Below are 15204 nucleotides of genomic sequence, written 5' to 3' on the forward strand. Positions count from 1 at the left end.
TTAAAATAGCAGAAATATAATTCACCTTAATTAAAATGCTTCGACTCAGCTCAGCATGACACTGCTAATAATAACTGATAAAAAAATCTTAAACATTATCCTGCCAGCTTACTTCTTTTAAAGGCTCTCATAAAGAAGTTTGGATTCCTGCGGAATGACACAATGGGGACAGAGGTTTATACTCACTAACCTCCTTCCATAAAAATCAGGAAGATGAAAATTCAACACCAATGTTCCTTTTCTACATAGAAAACCGAAAACCGAAAATCATCATTCATCATTCATCATTCATCATTCATAATTTATAATTTATAATTTATAATTGACCTCCCTCCCCTAGCACTGATAGGAATGGTTACCCCGCAGCATATGTAGGAGAGCCGGTGGGTGTGAGCATAGGAAAGCATCGGCGTGAGGAGTATGAATGGATAGCAGGATGAAGCTCCTGAAAAAGATTGTATATATAATAATGAATAGTAAAGGTTATATCTATATATAGTATTGAAAGATATTAAATAAAAAAAGAAATTACTGGCAGTATCCTTTGTTTCCTTTCTATAATGGGCTTTTCATTCTTATGATTTACCTTTTCAACTATCACCATAGATGTAATAGTGATAAAAAGCGGTCAACATTTTTTTTGATTTCATACATTTGTAGTGCATTCCGGATTCTAAGGAGTGAAATGAGTTTTATATGACAGACAGAAAATATAAGGAAACGGTTCATACTGATAAAAACCAATACGAATATATTACAATAACACACGACGAAAATAACGTCAGAATCTATACTTTGAAAAATGGGCTGAAAGTTTTTCTTGCTCAAAATTTCGATGCTCCGAGGATACAGACTTTTATTCCTGTAAGAACCGGAAGCAATAATGATCCGGCTGATAATACAGGACTGGCCCATTATCTAGAGCATATGATGTTTAAAGGAACTTCAAAAATCGGGACTCAAAACTGGGAAAAGGAAAAAGAACTTCTGGACCAGATCTCAGCATTGTATGAAGAGCATAAAGCAGAACAAGATCTTGAAAAGAAAAAAGAAATCTATAAAAAGATTGATGAAGTTTCTCAGGAAGCCAGTCAATACGCTATTGCGAATGAATATGACAAAGCCATTTCTTCTTTGGGAGCTACCGGAACGAATGCACATACCTGGTTTGATGAAACAGTATATAAGAACAATATCCCAAATAACGAGCTTGAAAAGTGGCTGAAAATAGAAAAGGAAAGATTTTCTGAAATTGTACTTCGTCTTTTCCATACGGAGCTGGAATCTGTATATGAAGAGTTCAACAGAGCTCAGGATAATGACACAAGGCTGGTAAGCTATGAACTGATGGATGCTCTTTTCCCTACTCACCCTAACGGCCAACAGACAACGCTGGGAAGACCAGAGCATTTGAAAAACCCTTCTATGAAGGCTATTCACAAATATTTTGATGAATATTATGTTCCTAGTAACTATGCAATGGTGCTGGTTGGTGATCTTGATTTTGAAGAGACTATTCAATTAGTTGATCAATATTTTGGCACCTTACCTTATAAAGAGCTTCCGAAAAAGACACCGATTATTGAACAACCCATTACAGAGATTGTCACAAGAACGGTGAAAAGCCCTACTACTCCACGCACTCAGCTGGCATGGAGAACGGAAAGCTATGGAACAAGAAATGCCATGCTTGCAGATGTTGTTGCGAATATCCTCAGCAACAGAGGCGAGGCAGGATTATTGGATTTACATATCAATCAGACTCAAAAAATGCTTTGGGCCCAGTCATTTTCTGTAGGGTTAAGACAATATGGATATTTTTCTATTGTAGCTGTACCTAAAGAAAATCAAACTCTGGAAGAAGCAAAGAACATGGTTCTGGAGGAAATTGAACTGATAAAGAAAGGTGATTTCCCTGACTGGATGCTGCCGGCAATCATCAATGATTTCAAAATTCAGAGAATGAAAGGCCTTGAAACGGCCGAAGGACTTGCTACGACTCTGTATGATTCTTATATAAAAGGGAGAACATGGGAGCAGGAACTGAATGAGATGGATGAGTATGCTGCTTTTACGAAGGAAGATGTAGTAAATTTTGCCAAGGATTTCTTCAAAGAAAATTATGTTGTTGTCAATAAAGAAAAAGGGGTCAATGACACGTTAATCAGAGTTGAAAATCCAGGTATAACGCCTGTTAAAATCAACAGGGATACTCAGTCTGAGTTTTTAAAAGAAATTTTAATGGATAAGACGGAGGATATTAAGCCTGAATTTATCGACTATCAGAAAGAAATTGCCACTGATCAGCTTAACGGAAAGAAATTAAGCTTCGTCAAGAATAAGTATAATGATATTGCACAGCTGCATTTCATTTTTCCTTTTGGAAGTGACAATGACAGAGATTTAGGAATTTCCACTCAACTGCTGCAATATCTGGGTACGGATACTCTTTCACCTGAGGATTTAAAAAAGGAGTTTTTTAAAATTGGGATTAGCAATGATTTCAAAACCACGAATAACCAATTGATTATCTCTCTAAGCGGACTGGAAGAAAATATAGAAAAGGGAATTGCTCTTCTGCAGCATTGGATGCATGATGTAAAGCCAGATCAGGAAGTCTACAATCAGTTTGTGGGAACTGTACTGGAAAACAGAGAGGCTATCAAGAAGGATAAAAACCGTATTATGACAGCGCTAACCAATTATACCAAATTGGGCGTTCACTCACGTTTTACGGATGTTATTTCCAAAGAGGAACTTGAAGGCAGCAATTCTGAAGTATTCACTGACAGAATGAAAAAGCTTTTCAAATATCCATATCAGGTATTCTTCTATGGTAAAAACTTTGAGAATTTCAAGGGATATATTGGTCAGTATATAGAAACTGAAAGTCTTCAGATTCCGGAAGCGAAGCAATATCCAGAGCCTGCCACCGGAGGAAATGTAAATTTCATCAATTATGATATGGTTCAGATGGAAATGAGCAAGATTGGAAAGGGAAATCTTGTGAATCCGCTTCATTTTGGAAAGATCAATGTATTTAATGAATATTTTGGACGGGGATTATCTTCAATTGTTTTCCAGGAGATGCGTGAAAGTAAGAGTCTTGCATATTCTGCTTATGTTTCTTATGCAGCCAACTCCGAACTTAACCATCCTGATTATGTAACAACTTATATCGGAACTCAGCCTGACAAACTTATGATCGCTGTAGATACTCTGAATGAACTGATGAATGAACTTCCTGAAGTGCCTATTCAGTTTGAGAACGCCAGAAATGCCGCTCTGAAACAGATTGCCTCAACAAGGGTTACCCGAAATAATATATTTTTCAACACCTTAAGATTGAAGAAACTGAATATTCATCATGATTTCAGGAAAGATATTTACAAGCAGATTCAGGATCTGAAATTTGAAGATATCAGACATTTTTATCAGACAGAAATAAAATCCATAGATTTTAATACAGCCATTATCGGTAAAAAAGAAAATCTGAATATGGAAGCCGTCGATAAAATGGGAACATTTAAAGAAGTAAGTCTTAAAGATATTTTCGGACATTAAAAAAACAAACCGCCTGATAATGCTATCGGGCGGTTTGTTTTTATAAATGATAATTGATCAATGATAATTCATCATTTATAATTTATAATTTATAATTTTATTACGTCATCATACAATCTCCGTCTCCATCCTGATAGTTAGGATCAAAATTATCGGGAAGCAACTCCAGCAGCTGTTGATGAAACAGATATTCTCTTTTAAAATCACGGTTATAGATATGGGAAAACGCTTTTGATTCCTGTATTGCTTCATTTAGTCTGGTCTGATAACTTGTAAACCCTTTCATTTTATTGGTTACGATGAAGTAATTTAAAAACTGAACTACCTCAGCTAAGTCAGAAGTTGAAAAAAGGTAAGGAATTTTTAGGTATCCATCGCGGAGCTGCAATAGTAAGCAAGCTTTGAGGTGATTATTCTGATCGAAAATCTTAATCCAAAAATATTTAAATGTACCCGCGAAACTTGAAAAGAGATATCTTTCATCTTTTTTGCCTTCCAAAACCCATGGATAGTCTACAAAAGTATTGATTTCATCTGCATTGCGTACCCCGGAAAATTCAGTCATAAAATCAGCACTTTCTTTGTCAATACGAGGAAGAACTTCATATTTGAAATCCGGTTTCTGTACTGGTAAATTTTTTATTGAGATGAATACATTGGCAGCAACATCCAAAGTCTGAAAAAGTGGTGTCAGTGGTTGTGTTCCCGGTTTTTTTTCAGGAATCATTTTAGCGGCATCAGTTCTGAAGTAATACCTCTTCCCCTCTTTAGGAAAGACATATTCAAAAACACCCATAATATTGTAAAGTGCTTCTGCTTCTTTGGTAAATTCTGTAATGGCAATTCTGCCTTCGTATTCTTCAAAAACTTTTTTGAGCAATGCCTTTGCGGGTCTTTTTTTCCGGTATTCAGGGTTTGCATACAAAGTGCTCAGCCACGCATATCGGATTTCTTTTCCATCAATGATAAAATAATCCGGGAAGCATCCTACATAACCGATCAGTTTTTCTTCAGAGAAAGCCAGAATAAGAAGGGTATCTTCCTCTGATGCTTTAGGATTCCGAATATGTGATAATGCACGATGTTTCGTAACAGGAAGAAAATCATACTGCAAAAATGCTCCGGATGATATAAAATCTTCCAGTTCTTTTCTGTTGAATGTTTTCAGCGTTATCATTTTCTCAGGATCGTATTTTTATTAATCAGCCTTTTCAGTTTGAAGTATGCCATTTCTTTTTTCAATATCTGTTCTCCGCTCTCTCCCATTTCCATTGGAATTCTTTGAAAATTCTTCTTCACACTATCCAGCTTTATTCCTGCACAGCCAAAACTGCAGTAGATTTTTTCATTTTTAAAAAGCTCATCAAAAAAATCTTTCTGAACTTCAAAATCAGTAAACGGAAATGCAAAACTTTCATAGAGGAAACCATTTTCTTTCAAATAAGCAAAAGTTTTATCCGTAGTTTCCATCTGTTCTTTCAAAGATAAGTCTCCGTATTTCGGGTGGTCCCAGCTGTGAGAAGAGATTCCGAAACCTTTTCTGGTAAGTTCTTTTAACTCTTCTGTACTTAAATAGGGTTTGAATTCTTTTGAATAGGCGTTAAAATCCACTTCAAGTTTTTCAGCAAACTGATCCAGAATATCTTTTTCCTGATAATTTACAGATAAAATTTTTTTCTTTAAAATGCTTCTATCGGCGTTCTGCAGCGATAGCATAAAATAAATTTCAGGATCAATGGTTTTCTTTTTTTCAGCAGCATCCGCAAGCAGGCTGGCCTTACATCTGAACATCATATCTTTATTGTCAATGAAAGCTGGATTTACAAAATTGCAGGCATAAATTCCCTTTCGTTCCAAAATAGGAGCCGCAACATCATAAAATTCTCTGAAACCATCATCAAAAGTTAGTAAAGCAATCTTTTTCTTAGGTTTGAAATTTCCGGATGTAAATTCTTTAAACTCCTGCCAGTCCACAAACTGAAAATTCTTTGCAAGATGATCGAGATCTTCTTCAAACTGTTTTGTATTCTTATAACGGATCACATGTTTTATATGGGGAAGCTCTCTGTCTGAAACACTGTGATAAAGCGGCAAACAGTAATCCAGCGGAAAAGATTTCCCGATATTATCAGATTCAAAAGCGGCTAAAACATTGATGATTCTGTCTTTCATCTTATCTAAAATAAAAAAGAATCTATTCAAAACTCAGTTCAAATAGATTCTTAAAGGTATAACTTTTAAAAATTATTTTATAATTTTCATTTCATCAACAAGCCACTTTGAGTCAGCGAACTTTTCAATGATGAAAAGGATATATTTTGTGTCTACCATGATGTTTCTGCTGAAACGTGGATCATAGTTGATATCACTCATTGTTCCTTCCCACTGTCTGTCGAAATTCAATCCTACAAGATTTCCGTTGGCATCAAGAGCAGGGCTTCCTGAGTTTCCTCCGGTTGTGTGGTTCGTTGCAGTGAATCCTACAGGAACGTCACCTGTTTTATCTTTATAGTTACCAAAATCTTTCTTGTTGTAAAGGTCAATCAGTTTCTTTGGAACATCAAATTCGTAATCTCCAGGAACATATTTTTCCATTACTCCTGCAAGGTGAGTCTGGTATCCGTAAGAAACTGCATCTCTAGGTGTAGATCCTTTTACTTTACCATACGTCACACGAAGCGTTGAGTTAGCATCCGGGAAGAATTTTCTGTCTTTATCCGTCTGCATCTGCTGTGCCATGAACTTTTTCTGTAAAGCATCAATTTTTGCCTGCATTGAAGTATACTGTGGATCTGCAGTTTTCATATACGTTTCTTTCATAGAAACATACAACTGATAAATAGGATCTTTCTTTAAAGTCTTGATCAGTTTATCCTGGTTAGAAAATGCTTTATCAATATCTGCAGTCAATGTTCCCCCATTCACAGCAGCTCTTCCTGTGATGATCGAATTTTTAGACATATCTTCTATTACAGGAATATTCGGGCTTTCATCTTTATATTTGCTGAAACCAGCCGGTAAAAACTGTGGTGCTGTTTTATTAACGTATAAAGCCAATAATTTTGCGGTTACTTTAGCATCAAGCTCTGCACTGTAATCTTTGTAGAAAGAGGTTAATTTTGTTTTTAACTTTGTAAGTTCCTTCTCATCCATTCTTCCGGCCTCCACAGAAGCTACGAAATCATAATAATCACCGGCAAGCTTCAATGTTTCTGCATTTTTTACGACTTCCGTGAAATAAGCATTGTTTAAAGCATAAGGAGCCTGATCATTGTATAGTTTATTCAACTGATCCAATGTATTTTTGATCTCCGGATTTTTAGCTACCAAAGAACCTTCGTACATTACTTTCTTCTCCACAGCATTGGATTTTTTCAATCCTTCTACTTCACCGATCCATTTTTTCCAGTAGTTCGCTACAGAAGCGTATTTTGAAGCGTATTTGATACGTGTTTCATTATCAACACGCATTTTTTCGTCCAATGTTTTTAAGGCAACATCACGTACAGCAATTCTTGCAGGATCAATATCCTTCATGATTTTCTCTACACCAACTGCAGGAAGATATTCTGTAGTTTTTCCCGGGAATCCGAATACAAAAGTAAAATCGTTTTCGTTTTTATCTTTTATAGAAACCGGTAAGTAATGTTTTGGAACATAAGGTACGTTGTCTTTTGAATATTCTGCAGGTCTGTTATTTTTGTCTGCATAAATTCTGAACATAGAGAAATCTCCGGTATGTCTAGGCCAAACCCAGTTGTCTGTATCACTTCCGAATTTCCCAATGCTTTGAGGCGGAGCTCCTACAAGACGGATATCTTTATAAGTTTCGATGGTGTAAGCATAGTATTTGTTTCCATAATACATAGGCTTAACCATGATCGATTGGTAAGATTCAATTTTCTGAGAGTTTTTATAAACCTCAATATTATTGTTGATCCTTTTGGTAAGCTCCGGTTCCGTCAGGTTATCTGTGGCTTCCAAAATCTGATCAGTAACTTCTTTTATATCTACAATAAAGTCTACTTTTACGCCTGGATTAGGAAGTTCTCCCTGTGTATTTTTTGCCCAGAATCCGTTTGAAAGAAGGTCATTCTGAACGGTAGAATGCGCCTGAATCTGACCGAAACCACAGTGGTGATTGGTTAAAAGCAGTCCTTTAGGCGAAATAATCTCTGCAGTACATCCGCCGTTAAACTGTACTACTGCATCCTTTATGCTTGGTTTCTGAGGGTTGAAAATATCTTTTGCAGAAATCTTCATTCCCAAATCCTTCATTTCCTTTTCATTCAGCTCAGTAGGAATCCACATTCCTCCATATTGTTGTGCAAATGCCATTGCAGCTGGCAAAAGAAATACAGATAAAAGTATCTTTTTTGTCATAATCAAAATTTTGCCCGAATTTACAAAGAAAAATAAGAATAGACCTTATAAAACAAACGGAAAAGTTGTTAAGAGTAGGTTTTTGTAAAATGTAAAGAATAAAATGTATTAATGAAGAGAAAGCAGAAAATTCATTTAATGTATAAAGTAAACCCGAACCGTATACTGACAACTATCAACCAGCAACATTAAACTTTAAACATTAAACTTTAAACATTAAACTCCCACCTCCCTCTGGCTTAGTTTTTGTTGATTGGAAGTAACTTTATTATTAAAAACATACTTAAATCAATTATTATGATGAAAAGCAAAATGCTCATGTTGGGAATGGGAGCGGTTTTATTCCTTGCTTCATGTTCTAAAAAAGAAACGACTGAAACAACAGGTACAACCTCGGACTCCACAACAGCTGTTCAACCAGCTGCTACAGACAGTATCACAAAAGCTACTCCTACAGCAGCTGGTGACACGTCTGAAAATGCACTGGACTGGGCCGGTACTTATGAAGCTACAGTTCCTTGTGCTGACTGTCCGGGAATCAAGACTTCATTAACATTGAATAACGATAAAACATTCAGTATTTCTGAAGAATATCTTGACAGAAATTCAAAGAATCAGGATAAAGGCTCTTTTGCATGGGATTCTACGGGAAGCATGATTACTTTGAAAGGAAAATCTGCCAATTATAAATATAAAGTGGGTGAAAATATGCTGATCCAACTGGATATGGAAGGAAAAGAAATTGATGGCCCCAACAAGGATCTTTATGTATTCAAGAAAAAATAAAAATAAAGGCTTCGGCCTTTATTTTTTTGCTTATATCTCATCTAAAACTGGTAGGCTTTAATTTTAGAGTCATCTACCAAACGTCTGATTACTTCTTCATGACGGGTATTTTTTCCGGTTAGCCGCCAGATAACCGTTAAACTTTCCGGTGAATACTGTTGTTTAATCATCAGGTATTTTAGGTGATGTTCTTTAAAGATATTTTCACAATATTGAATATCCGCAGAAGCCGTAACAGCAATTTTATATTCCCTTACTTTATTATAATTATCAATGAAATTCTGCAGGTAAGTCAATACACTCAAAATGATTAATACCAAAGCAGTTCCCAACATGGCAATGTATATATATCCGGAACCTACTGCCATTCCAATAGAAGCCGTTGCCCAAATAGTAGTTGCTGTGGTAATTCCTTCAATTTTATTGTCACCTTTGAAAATCACACCCGCACCCAGAAATCCGATTCCGGTAATGATATTGGCTGCGAGACGATCCGGATTTTCAACGCCAATTTTTATGGAAAGAATAGTAAATAGACAGGCCCCAAAACAAACCAATATAAAGGTTCTAAGACCCGCAGATTTATTACGGTATTCACGTTCAGCACCAATAAACAGTCCTAAAATAACAGAAATAAGAATGAGTAATAATTCATTTTTGACAGCATAATGGTCCTGAAGAAAATCCATTTTTTATAATTTAAATGTAGAATAAAATTACGATAAAAAATTTATCTTCGGGGCTATCAATGAACTTTGTTTAGGGTAAGAAGATTTTATTTGACTGAAAACTTTCGTAATATTACAGATTAAATGTAAAAGCCAAATACAGGAGTTATGGAACCTACATTTTTTTCGACAAAAGAAGCATTCAGAAAATGGCTTGAGAAGCACCATGAAGATGAGAAAGAACTTTTAACAGGATTCTACAAAACCGGAAGTGGAAAACCTTCAATGAGCTGGTCTGAATCTGTAGATCAGGCTTTGTGTTTTGGCTGGATAGACGGTGTGAGAAAATCAATAGATCACGAAAGTTATTCTATACGTTTTACACCAAGAAAACCATCCAGCATCTGGAGCAACATCAATATAAAGAAAGTTGAAGAGCTCACCAAAGCAGGACTAATGACTCCAGCAGGGCAAAAAGCATTTGACCTCAGAAAAGAGAATAAATCCGGAATTTATTCCCATGAAAAAGCAGAAGTTGCTCTTGATCCTGTTTATCAGCAACAGTTTACAGATCATCAGACTGCATGGGATTTTTTTGAAAGCCAGGCCCCTTCCTATAAAAAGGTTATCATACATTGGATTATGAGTGCCAAACAGGAAAAGACAAGACTTTCACGGCTTGAAAAAGCTATTGATATAAGTAAACAATCAAAAAGATTAGAATAAAAAGATTATTATGGATAAAGAAATTTCACACTTCTGGTTAGGGTATTTCAAAAATGAAGAAGATTTTTATAGTTTCATAGAAGAGGATGAAAATTATTATATAGAAGAGGAAACTGATGATCAGTATGTTTCAAAATTCGCAGAATCACAAAACATCAAATGGTTTGATGATGACTTTATAGAGTATGGTTTTGAAGATGAAAGGCTTAGTCTTTATGACAAGTTTGCAGAATATTCTTATGCTGACCAGTGGCTTCCAATCCTGGAAAATAAACTGAATGAGCTAAGTCTGGATACTCCCGTGAATGCTATCATTTTTGCAACAAGATTTGTAATTCCCAATCCTGTTTCTGTAGAAAATGATGATTTTTCACTGCATTATGTGGGCGAAATAGAATATGATATTTAATATCAGTGATTTTTCCCATTGATAACAAGTGACTTCATTTAGGTATGGAGTCACTTGTTGTTAATAAAAGAAATAGAAGTAATTTAGCATCTGATGAAATTATATTCTACCTTACAAATCGGGGATTATCACATTAATCATTGTGAAGATTATTTACTTATTAAAAAGATCGATTCTGATAAAATTGTATGTGCTGTAATGGACGGCTGCTCTACAGCGATGGACAGTCATTTTGCCTCGGCACTTTTTGGAAAGCTTTTACGTAAAGTGATCATTGAGACAGGTTATAAATCTTTATACGAAAAAGATATTCAACGCAGCCTGGACGAAGATCTCAAAGAAATAGTTGAAGGCTTATTCAAAGAACTTGTATTTAGTAAAAATCATATGATGCTGGATGAAAAAGAGCTGTTAACCACTCTTACAATCTTGATTTATGACAAAGTAAAGGACGAAGGAATAATCTTAGCCATTGGTGACGGCGTTATTTGCATCAATGGAAAGATCACGGAATTTGATCGTAATAATAAGCCAGATTACCTTGCCTATCATCTTCATGAAAACTTTGAAGACTGGTATTCTATCCAATCTCAGAAAATATTTTTTAATGATCTGAATGATATTTCCATTGCGACTGATGGCATTTTGAGCTTTTCAAAAATTAAAAAAACAGATTCTGATGAAATGGTCGATTGTATGGAATATTTGATGATTGACCGTCAAAATAGTGATACTGAAGAAATGCTTAACAGAAAGCTTAAACAGATGGAACATCAATATGGAGTAAAACCTACAGATGATCTGGCGATAATAAGAATGATAAAATAAAGCTATTCTTCCAATTCTTTTTACATTAAAAAAAACAAAAACTTCCGCCCCAAAAGACGGAAGTTTTTTATTTAAGATATGATTTATAGTATTGATTAATGTGCTTCCAGCCAGTTGTCTCCTACTCCAATCTCTACTAACAACGGAACTTGTGTTTTTAAAGCATTTTCCATTTCAGTTTTGATTAGTTTTGAAGCGGCTTCAATCTCGTCAGCAGGAGATTCGAATATCAATTCGTCATGTACCTGAAGCAGCATTTTTGTTTTTAACTGTTGTTCTTCAAGTTCCCTGTCTATTTTAATCATGGCAAGCTTTACAACATCTGCAGCACTTCCCTGAACCGGTGCATTTACAGCATTTCTTTCTGCATGTCCTCTCACCACGAAATTGTTGGAATTGATATCTTTCAAATGACGTTTTCTTCCTAATATAGTTTCTACAAAACCAAGCTGGCGTGCTTTATTCACCTGCTCGGCCATGTATTCCTTCAGTTTTGGATAGGTTTCAAAATACGCTTCGATCATCTGCTTGGCTTCTGTACGGGATAATCCGGTCTGTTCTGCCAATGCAAAAGCTCCCTGTCCGTAGATAATACCGAAGTTTACGGTTTTTGCCTGGCTTCTCTGGGTTTTGGAAACTTCTTCCAAAGGAATTTTAAAGAGTTTTGCTGCTGTGGAAGCATGAATATCTTCTCCATCCTGGAACGCTTTGATCATATTATCTTCTCCCGAGATTTCAGCAATTAAACGAAGTTCAATCTGTGAATAATCGGCAGAAATAATTTTCTTTCCTTCTCCTGAAACAAAGGCTCCACGGATCTGCTGTCCTCTTAAAGTTCGGATCGGGATATTCTGCAGGTTCGGATTTACACTTGCCAGACGGCCTGTAGCGGCTGTAGTCTGTGAGAAATTGGTGTGTACTCTGTTATCTTCTTTATCAATCTGTGAAGGCAGAGCATCTACATAAGTTGATTTTAATTTCTGATAGGTTCTGTATTCCAGAATATGCTTGATGATTTCATGTTTTGAACTTAACTTCTGAAGAACATCTTCTGAGGTTGCATATTGTCCCGTCTTTGTTTTTTTGGCTTTCGGATCCAGCTGCATTTTTTCAAACAGGATTTCTCCCAGCTGTTTTGGTGAATTCATATTGAATTCTTCTCCGGAAAGTTCAAAAATTATGGTTTCTAATTGCTTCAGGTCATTTTCAAGATCTACACTTTCCTGTGCCAGCCATTTTTCGTCCAGAGAAATACCTGCCAGTTCCATTTTTGCAAGAACTTCCATCAGAGGCATTTCAATATTGAAGAAAAGCTCTTCTAGGTTTTCCTTTTTCAGTTGTGGTGCAAAAAGCTCATACAACTGGAAAGTAATGTCTGCATCTTCTGCTGCATAATCTGTCTGTGTTCTCAGATCTGCATCTCTGAAGCTTCCCTGTTTCTTACCTTTTTTCCCGATGATGGTTTCTATAGATACCGGCTTGTAGTTCAGGTATACCTCTGAAAGGTAATCCATACCGTGTCTTCCGTCCGGATTCAACAGGTAATGGGCAATCATGGTATCAAACATTGCTCCTTTAACGGTAATGTCGTATTGTTTTAAAACTTTATAATCGTATTTCAGATTGTGAGCAATTTTCAGCAGGTCTTCTTTTTCAAAAAACGGTCTGAAAATCTCTAATGTCTGCAGCACTTCAGCTCTGTCTTCAGAAAGCGGAATATAATAGGCAAGTCCTTTTTTATAGGAGAAACTCATTCCCACCAATTCTGCCTCCAGTTCGTTTAATGAAGTGGTTTCCGTATCAAAGCAAACAACCTTTTGCTGTAACAGGTTGTCGACCAGTTTTTTCTGCGCTTTTGGATTATCAATAAACTGATAGAGATGATCGTTCTGCTCAATAGTCGATTTTGTAGAAGTAGCCTGTTCCAGCTCTTCAAAATTGGCAAAAAGATCAAGCTGCATCACCTGTCCTTTGATTTCTGTACCTGCCGGAGTCTGCTTCACTTCTACCTCGCTCACCACTACCGTTTCTGTTGGAGCAGGAGCAAAAGCCCTGTAAAGATTTTCGTAAAGTCTCCTGAATTCTATTTCATCAAAGACTTCTTTTACTTTTTCGAAATCCGGAGTTTCCAGGTCATATTGTTCCTGATGAAATTCTACAGGGGCATCACAGATAATGGTTGCTAATTTTTTAGATAAAATACCACGTTCTGCGGAAGCTTCCACTTTCTCCTTCAGTTTTCCTTTCAGCTTATCGGTATTGGCTAGTAAAGTTTCAATATTTCCAAATTCTTTCAGGAACTTCATCGCCGTTTTTTCTCCCACGCCTTCCAGTCCGGGAATATTATCTACTGCATCTCCCATCATGGCAAGAAAATCGATAACCTGTTTAGGATCTTCAATCTCATATTTTGCCTTTACTTCTTCTACTCCAAGAATTTCGATATCACCACCTTTTAAGCCTGGTTTATAGATCTTAATTTTATCTGTTACTAACTGAGCAAAATCCTTATCCGGTGTTACCATGAAAGTGGTATACCCTTCTTTTTCTGCTTTGCATGCAATAGTACCTATTACATCATCCGCTTCATATCCTTCCACTCCCAGGCGTGGAATATGCATAGCTTCAAGAATTCTGTGGATGTATGGAACAGCAATTTTAATAGCTTCAGGAGTTTCGCTTCTGTTGGCTTTGTAATCTGAATAGTCATCAGTTCTTACACTCGCCTGTCCTACGTCAAAAACTACTGCCAGATGGGTAGGCTTTTCTCTTCTGATCAATTCGATCAAAGAATTGGTAAAGCCAAAGATCGCAGAAGTATCCAGCCCTTTGCTGGTAAGTCTCGGATTCCTGATTAATGCGTAATATCCTCTGAAAATCATCGCATAGGCATCGATGAGAAACAGCCTTTTATCTTGTGTTGCGTCCATATTTTGAATAATGAACAAATATAAGAAAATAGGAGTAAAAGTTGGCAGTTTGAGGAAGGGTTTCGGGGATGGAGATTCGGGGTTCAGGGTGGAGGTGTATAAAAACACAAGAACAGTATACTGTTGGTATACTGTTCTTTTTTTCTTTACATTGTATTGGATTATTTACCTGTTGAAGGCCATAGTCCTGCATACTGAGAAGTACCGTAGTCAATAGTTTCAGCACTGATTACGAAGCTGATCAGCATACTGTTGCTGTCTACTGCGTCGAAATCTACTTCGTGCTGGATTACATATCCGTTTTCCCATTTCAAAGTAATCAATGTTCCTTCTTCGTGAGATTTGTTGAAAGTGATTTCTCCTACTGTTGGCTTGTATTTACCATTTAACAAGCTTTCTAGGATGTCTGACTTTTCAGTAGCTTCTACTGTAACTTTGATTAATGCGTTAGAAGGATCTGATGCTACACGTCCTGATACGTCTGTAGATCTTGATACACTGTAGTTCATTTTTAACAGTTTCTGTCCTTCACCGTTGTTGAATTTTAAGATTCCTCTTGAATTTCTTTCTGCCATGATTGTAAATTTTAGTCGTTAGTAATAAATTGTTATTCAATAATTATATAACAAAGATAACCCCCTTGGTTTTGAAAAAAAAGCATTTGAACAGAAATATGAAAAAGTGTAGTAATTATACGATTTGGTGTAGTAGTTCTACGATTTCATGTCGTAATTCTACGACAAAAGACTTAAAACAAATCATAACACATTATAAATAAATATATTAAACCTTGTCATAAAATAAGAAAATCCTACTTAATATTACACATAAAAGAGAAATAATATGTTAAAAAGACAACTTTACAGGAATCAAAACCACTCTGACCATTTACTATAAACACGCACAGGTT

At 36.0% G+C, this 15204-nt stretch carries 11 protein-coding genes; 5 read left to right on the forward strand and 6 right to left on the reverse strand.

The window, feature by feature from the left end; all coding sequences use genetic code 11:
* The first annotated feature begins 696 nt into the window (after window positions 1–696).
* Window positions 697–3564, forward strand: coding sequence for a M16 family metallopeptidase (locus ACLMCG_RS15775; RefSeq protein WP_413960199.1), 2868 nt, complete (start codon window positions 697–699; stop codon window positions 3562–3564).
* A gap of 100 nt (window positions 3565–3664) precedes the next feature.
* On the opposite strand, the gene ACLMCG_RS15780 is transcribed toward ACLMCG_RS15775, so the two are convergent.
* The 3 genes from ACLMCG_RS15780 to ACLMCG_RS15790 all read right to left on the reverse strand — a co-directional run bounded on the left by ACLMCG_RS15780 (window position 3665) and on the right by ACLMCG_RS15790 (window position 7947).
* Window positions 3665–4741, reverse strand: a complete 1077-nt coding sequence (locus tag ACLMCG_RS15780) for a GNAT family N-acetyltransferase (protein ID WP_413960200.1) — start codon at window positions 4739–4741, stop codon at window positions 3665–3667.
* Window positions 4738–5736, reverse strand: a complete 999-nt coding sequence (locus ACLMCG_RS15785; RefSeq protein ID WP_413960201.1) for a polysaccharide deacetylase family protein — start codon at window positions 5734–5736, stop codon at window positions 4738–4740. The genes ACLMCG_RS15780 and ACLMCG_RS15785 overlap by 4 nt, the downstream gene beginning before the upstream one ends.
* Window positions 5737–5808: 72 nt before the next feature.
* Window positions 5809–7947 (reverse strand): S46 family peptidase, encoded by a 2139-nt coding sequence (locus tag ACLMCG_RS15790; protein ID WP_413960202.1) that lies wholly within the window; start codon window positions 7945–7947, stop codon window positions 5809–5811.
* A 297-nt stretch (window positions 7948–8244) separates the two neighbouring features.
* Here ACLMCG_RS15790 and ACLMCG_RS15795 point away from each other — a divergent pair, with 297 nt between their 5' ends.
* A complete protein-coding gene (locus tag ACLMCG_RS15795; protein ID WP_413960203.1) occupies window positions 8245–8733 on the forward strand; it encodes a copper resistance protein NlpE in 489 nt (162 codons plus the stop codon).
* A gap of 41 nt (window positions 8734–8774) precedes the next feature.
* Here ACLMCG_RS15795 and ACLMCG_RS15800 read toward each other — a convergent pair whose 3' ends face one another.
* Complete coding sequence (locus ACLMCG_RS15800; protein WP_413960204.1) at window positions 8775–9422, reverse strand: MgtC/SapB family protein; 648 nt, start codon at window positions 9420–9422, stop codon at window positions 8775–8777.
* Window positions 9423–9569: 147 nt separating this feature from the next.
* On the opposite strand from ACLMCG_RS15800, the gene ACLMCG_RS15805 reads away from it, so the two are divergent.
* From ACLMCG_RS15805 to ACLMCG_RS15815, 3 genes are all read left to right on the forward strand, one after another.
* Complete coding sequence (locus ACLMCG_RS15805) at window positions 9570–10127, forward strand: YdeI/OmpD-associated family protein (RefSeq protein WP_413960205.1); 558 nt, start codon at window positions 9570–9572, stop codon at window positions 10125–10127.
* Between the two features lie 10 nt (window positions 10128–10137).
* The gene (locus tag ACLMCG_RS15810) at window positions 10138–10536 is read left to right on the forward strand and encodes an immunity 22 family protein (protein ID WP_413960206.1); all 399 of its coding nucleotides are present in this window, start codon (window positions 10138–10140) and stop codon (window positions 10534–10536) included.
* Between the two features lie 93 nt (window positions 10537–10629).
* On the forward strand, window positions 10630–11364 hold the full coding sequence (locus ACLMCG_RS15815; protein WP_413960207.1) for a protein phosphatase 2C domain-containing protein: 735 nt from the start codon (window positions 10630–10632) through the stop codon (window positions 11362–11364).
* 95 nt (window positions 11365–11459) lie between these two features.
* On the opposite strand, the gene polA is transcribed toward ACLMCG_RS15815, so the two are convergent.
* Together polA and tssD are read right to left on the reverse strand one after the other, a co-directional pair.
* Window positions 11460–14294 (reverse strand): DNA polymerase I, encoded by a 2835-nt coding sequence (gene polA, locus ACLMCG_RS15820; protein WP_413960208.1) that lies wholly within the window; start codon window positions 14292–14294, stop codon window positions 11460–11462.
* A 161-nt stretch (window positions 14295–14455) separates the two neighbouring features.
* Window positions 14456–14869, reverse strand: a complete 414-nt coding sequence (gene tssD, locus ACLMCG_RS15825; protein ID WP_047373786.1) for a type VI secretion system tube protein TssD — start codon at window positions 14867–14869, stop codon at window positions 14456–14458.
* Between the last annotated feature and the right edge of the window lie 335 nt (window positions 14870–15204).

This window comes from Chryseobacterium sp. S90 (genome assembly GCF_047444895.1).
GTDB lineage: Bacteria > Bacteroidota > Bacteroidia > Flavobacteriales > Weeksellaceae > Chryseobacterium.

What these genes read in the sequence shown, in the direction of transcription:
- ACLMCG_RS15775 (WP_413960199.1), top strand. Translation starts at nt 697, where the DNA reads ATGACAGACAGAAAATATAAGGAAACGGTTCATACTGATAAAAACCAA.
- ACLMCG_RS15780 (WP_413960200.1), bottom strand. Translation starts at nt 4,741, where the DNA reads ATGATAACGCTGAAAACATTCAACAGAAAAGAACTGGAAGATTTTATA.
- ACLMCG_RS15785 (WP_413960201.1), bottom strand. Translation starts at nt 5,736, where the DNA reads ATGAAAGACAGAATCATCAATGTTTTAGCCGCTTTTGAATCTGATAAT.
- ACLMCG_RS15790 (WP_413960202.1), bottom strand. Translation starts at nt 7,947, where the DNA reads ATGACAAAAAAGATACTTTTATCTGTATTTCTTTTGCCAGCTGCAATG.
- ACLMCG_RS15795 (WP_413960203.1), top strand. Translation starts at nt 8,245, where the DNA reads ATGATGAAAAGCAAAATGCTCATGTTGGGAATGGGAGCGGTTTTATTC.
- ACLMCG_RS15800 (WP_413960204.1), bottom strand. Translation starts at nt 9,422, where the DNA reads ATGGATTTTCTTCAGGACCATTATGCTGTCAAAAATGAATTATTACTC.
- ACLMCG_RS15805 (WP_413960205.1), top strand. Translation starts at nt 9,570, where the DNA reads ATGGAACCTACATTTTTTTCGACAAAAGAAGCATTCAGAAAATGGCTT.
- ACLMCG_RS15810 (WP_413960206.1), top strand. Translation starts at nt 10,138, where the DNA reads ATGGATAAAGAAATTTCACACTTCTGGTTAGGGTATTTCAAAAATGAA.
- ACLMCG_RS15815 (WP_413960207.1), top strand. Translation starts at nt 10,630, where the DNA reads ATGAAATTATATTCTACCTTACAAATCGGGGATTATCACATTAATCAT.
- polA (WP_413960208.1), bottom strand. Translation starts at nt 14,294, where the DNA reads ATGGACGCAACACAAGATAAAAGGCTGTTTCTCATCGATGCCTATGCG.
- tssD (WP_047373786.1), bottom strand. Translation starts at nt 14,869, where the DNA reads ATGGCAGAAAGAAATTCAAGAGGAATCTTAAAATTCAACAACGGTGAA.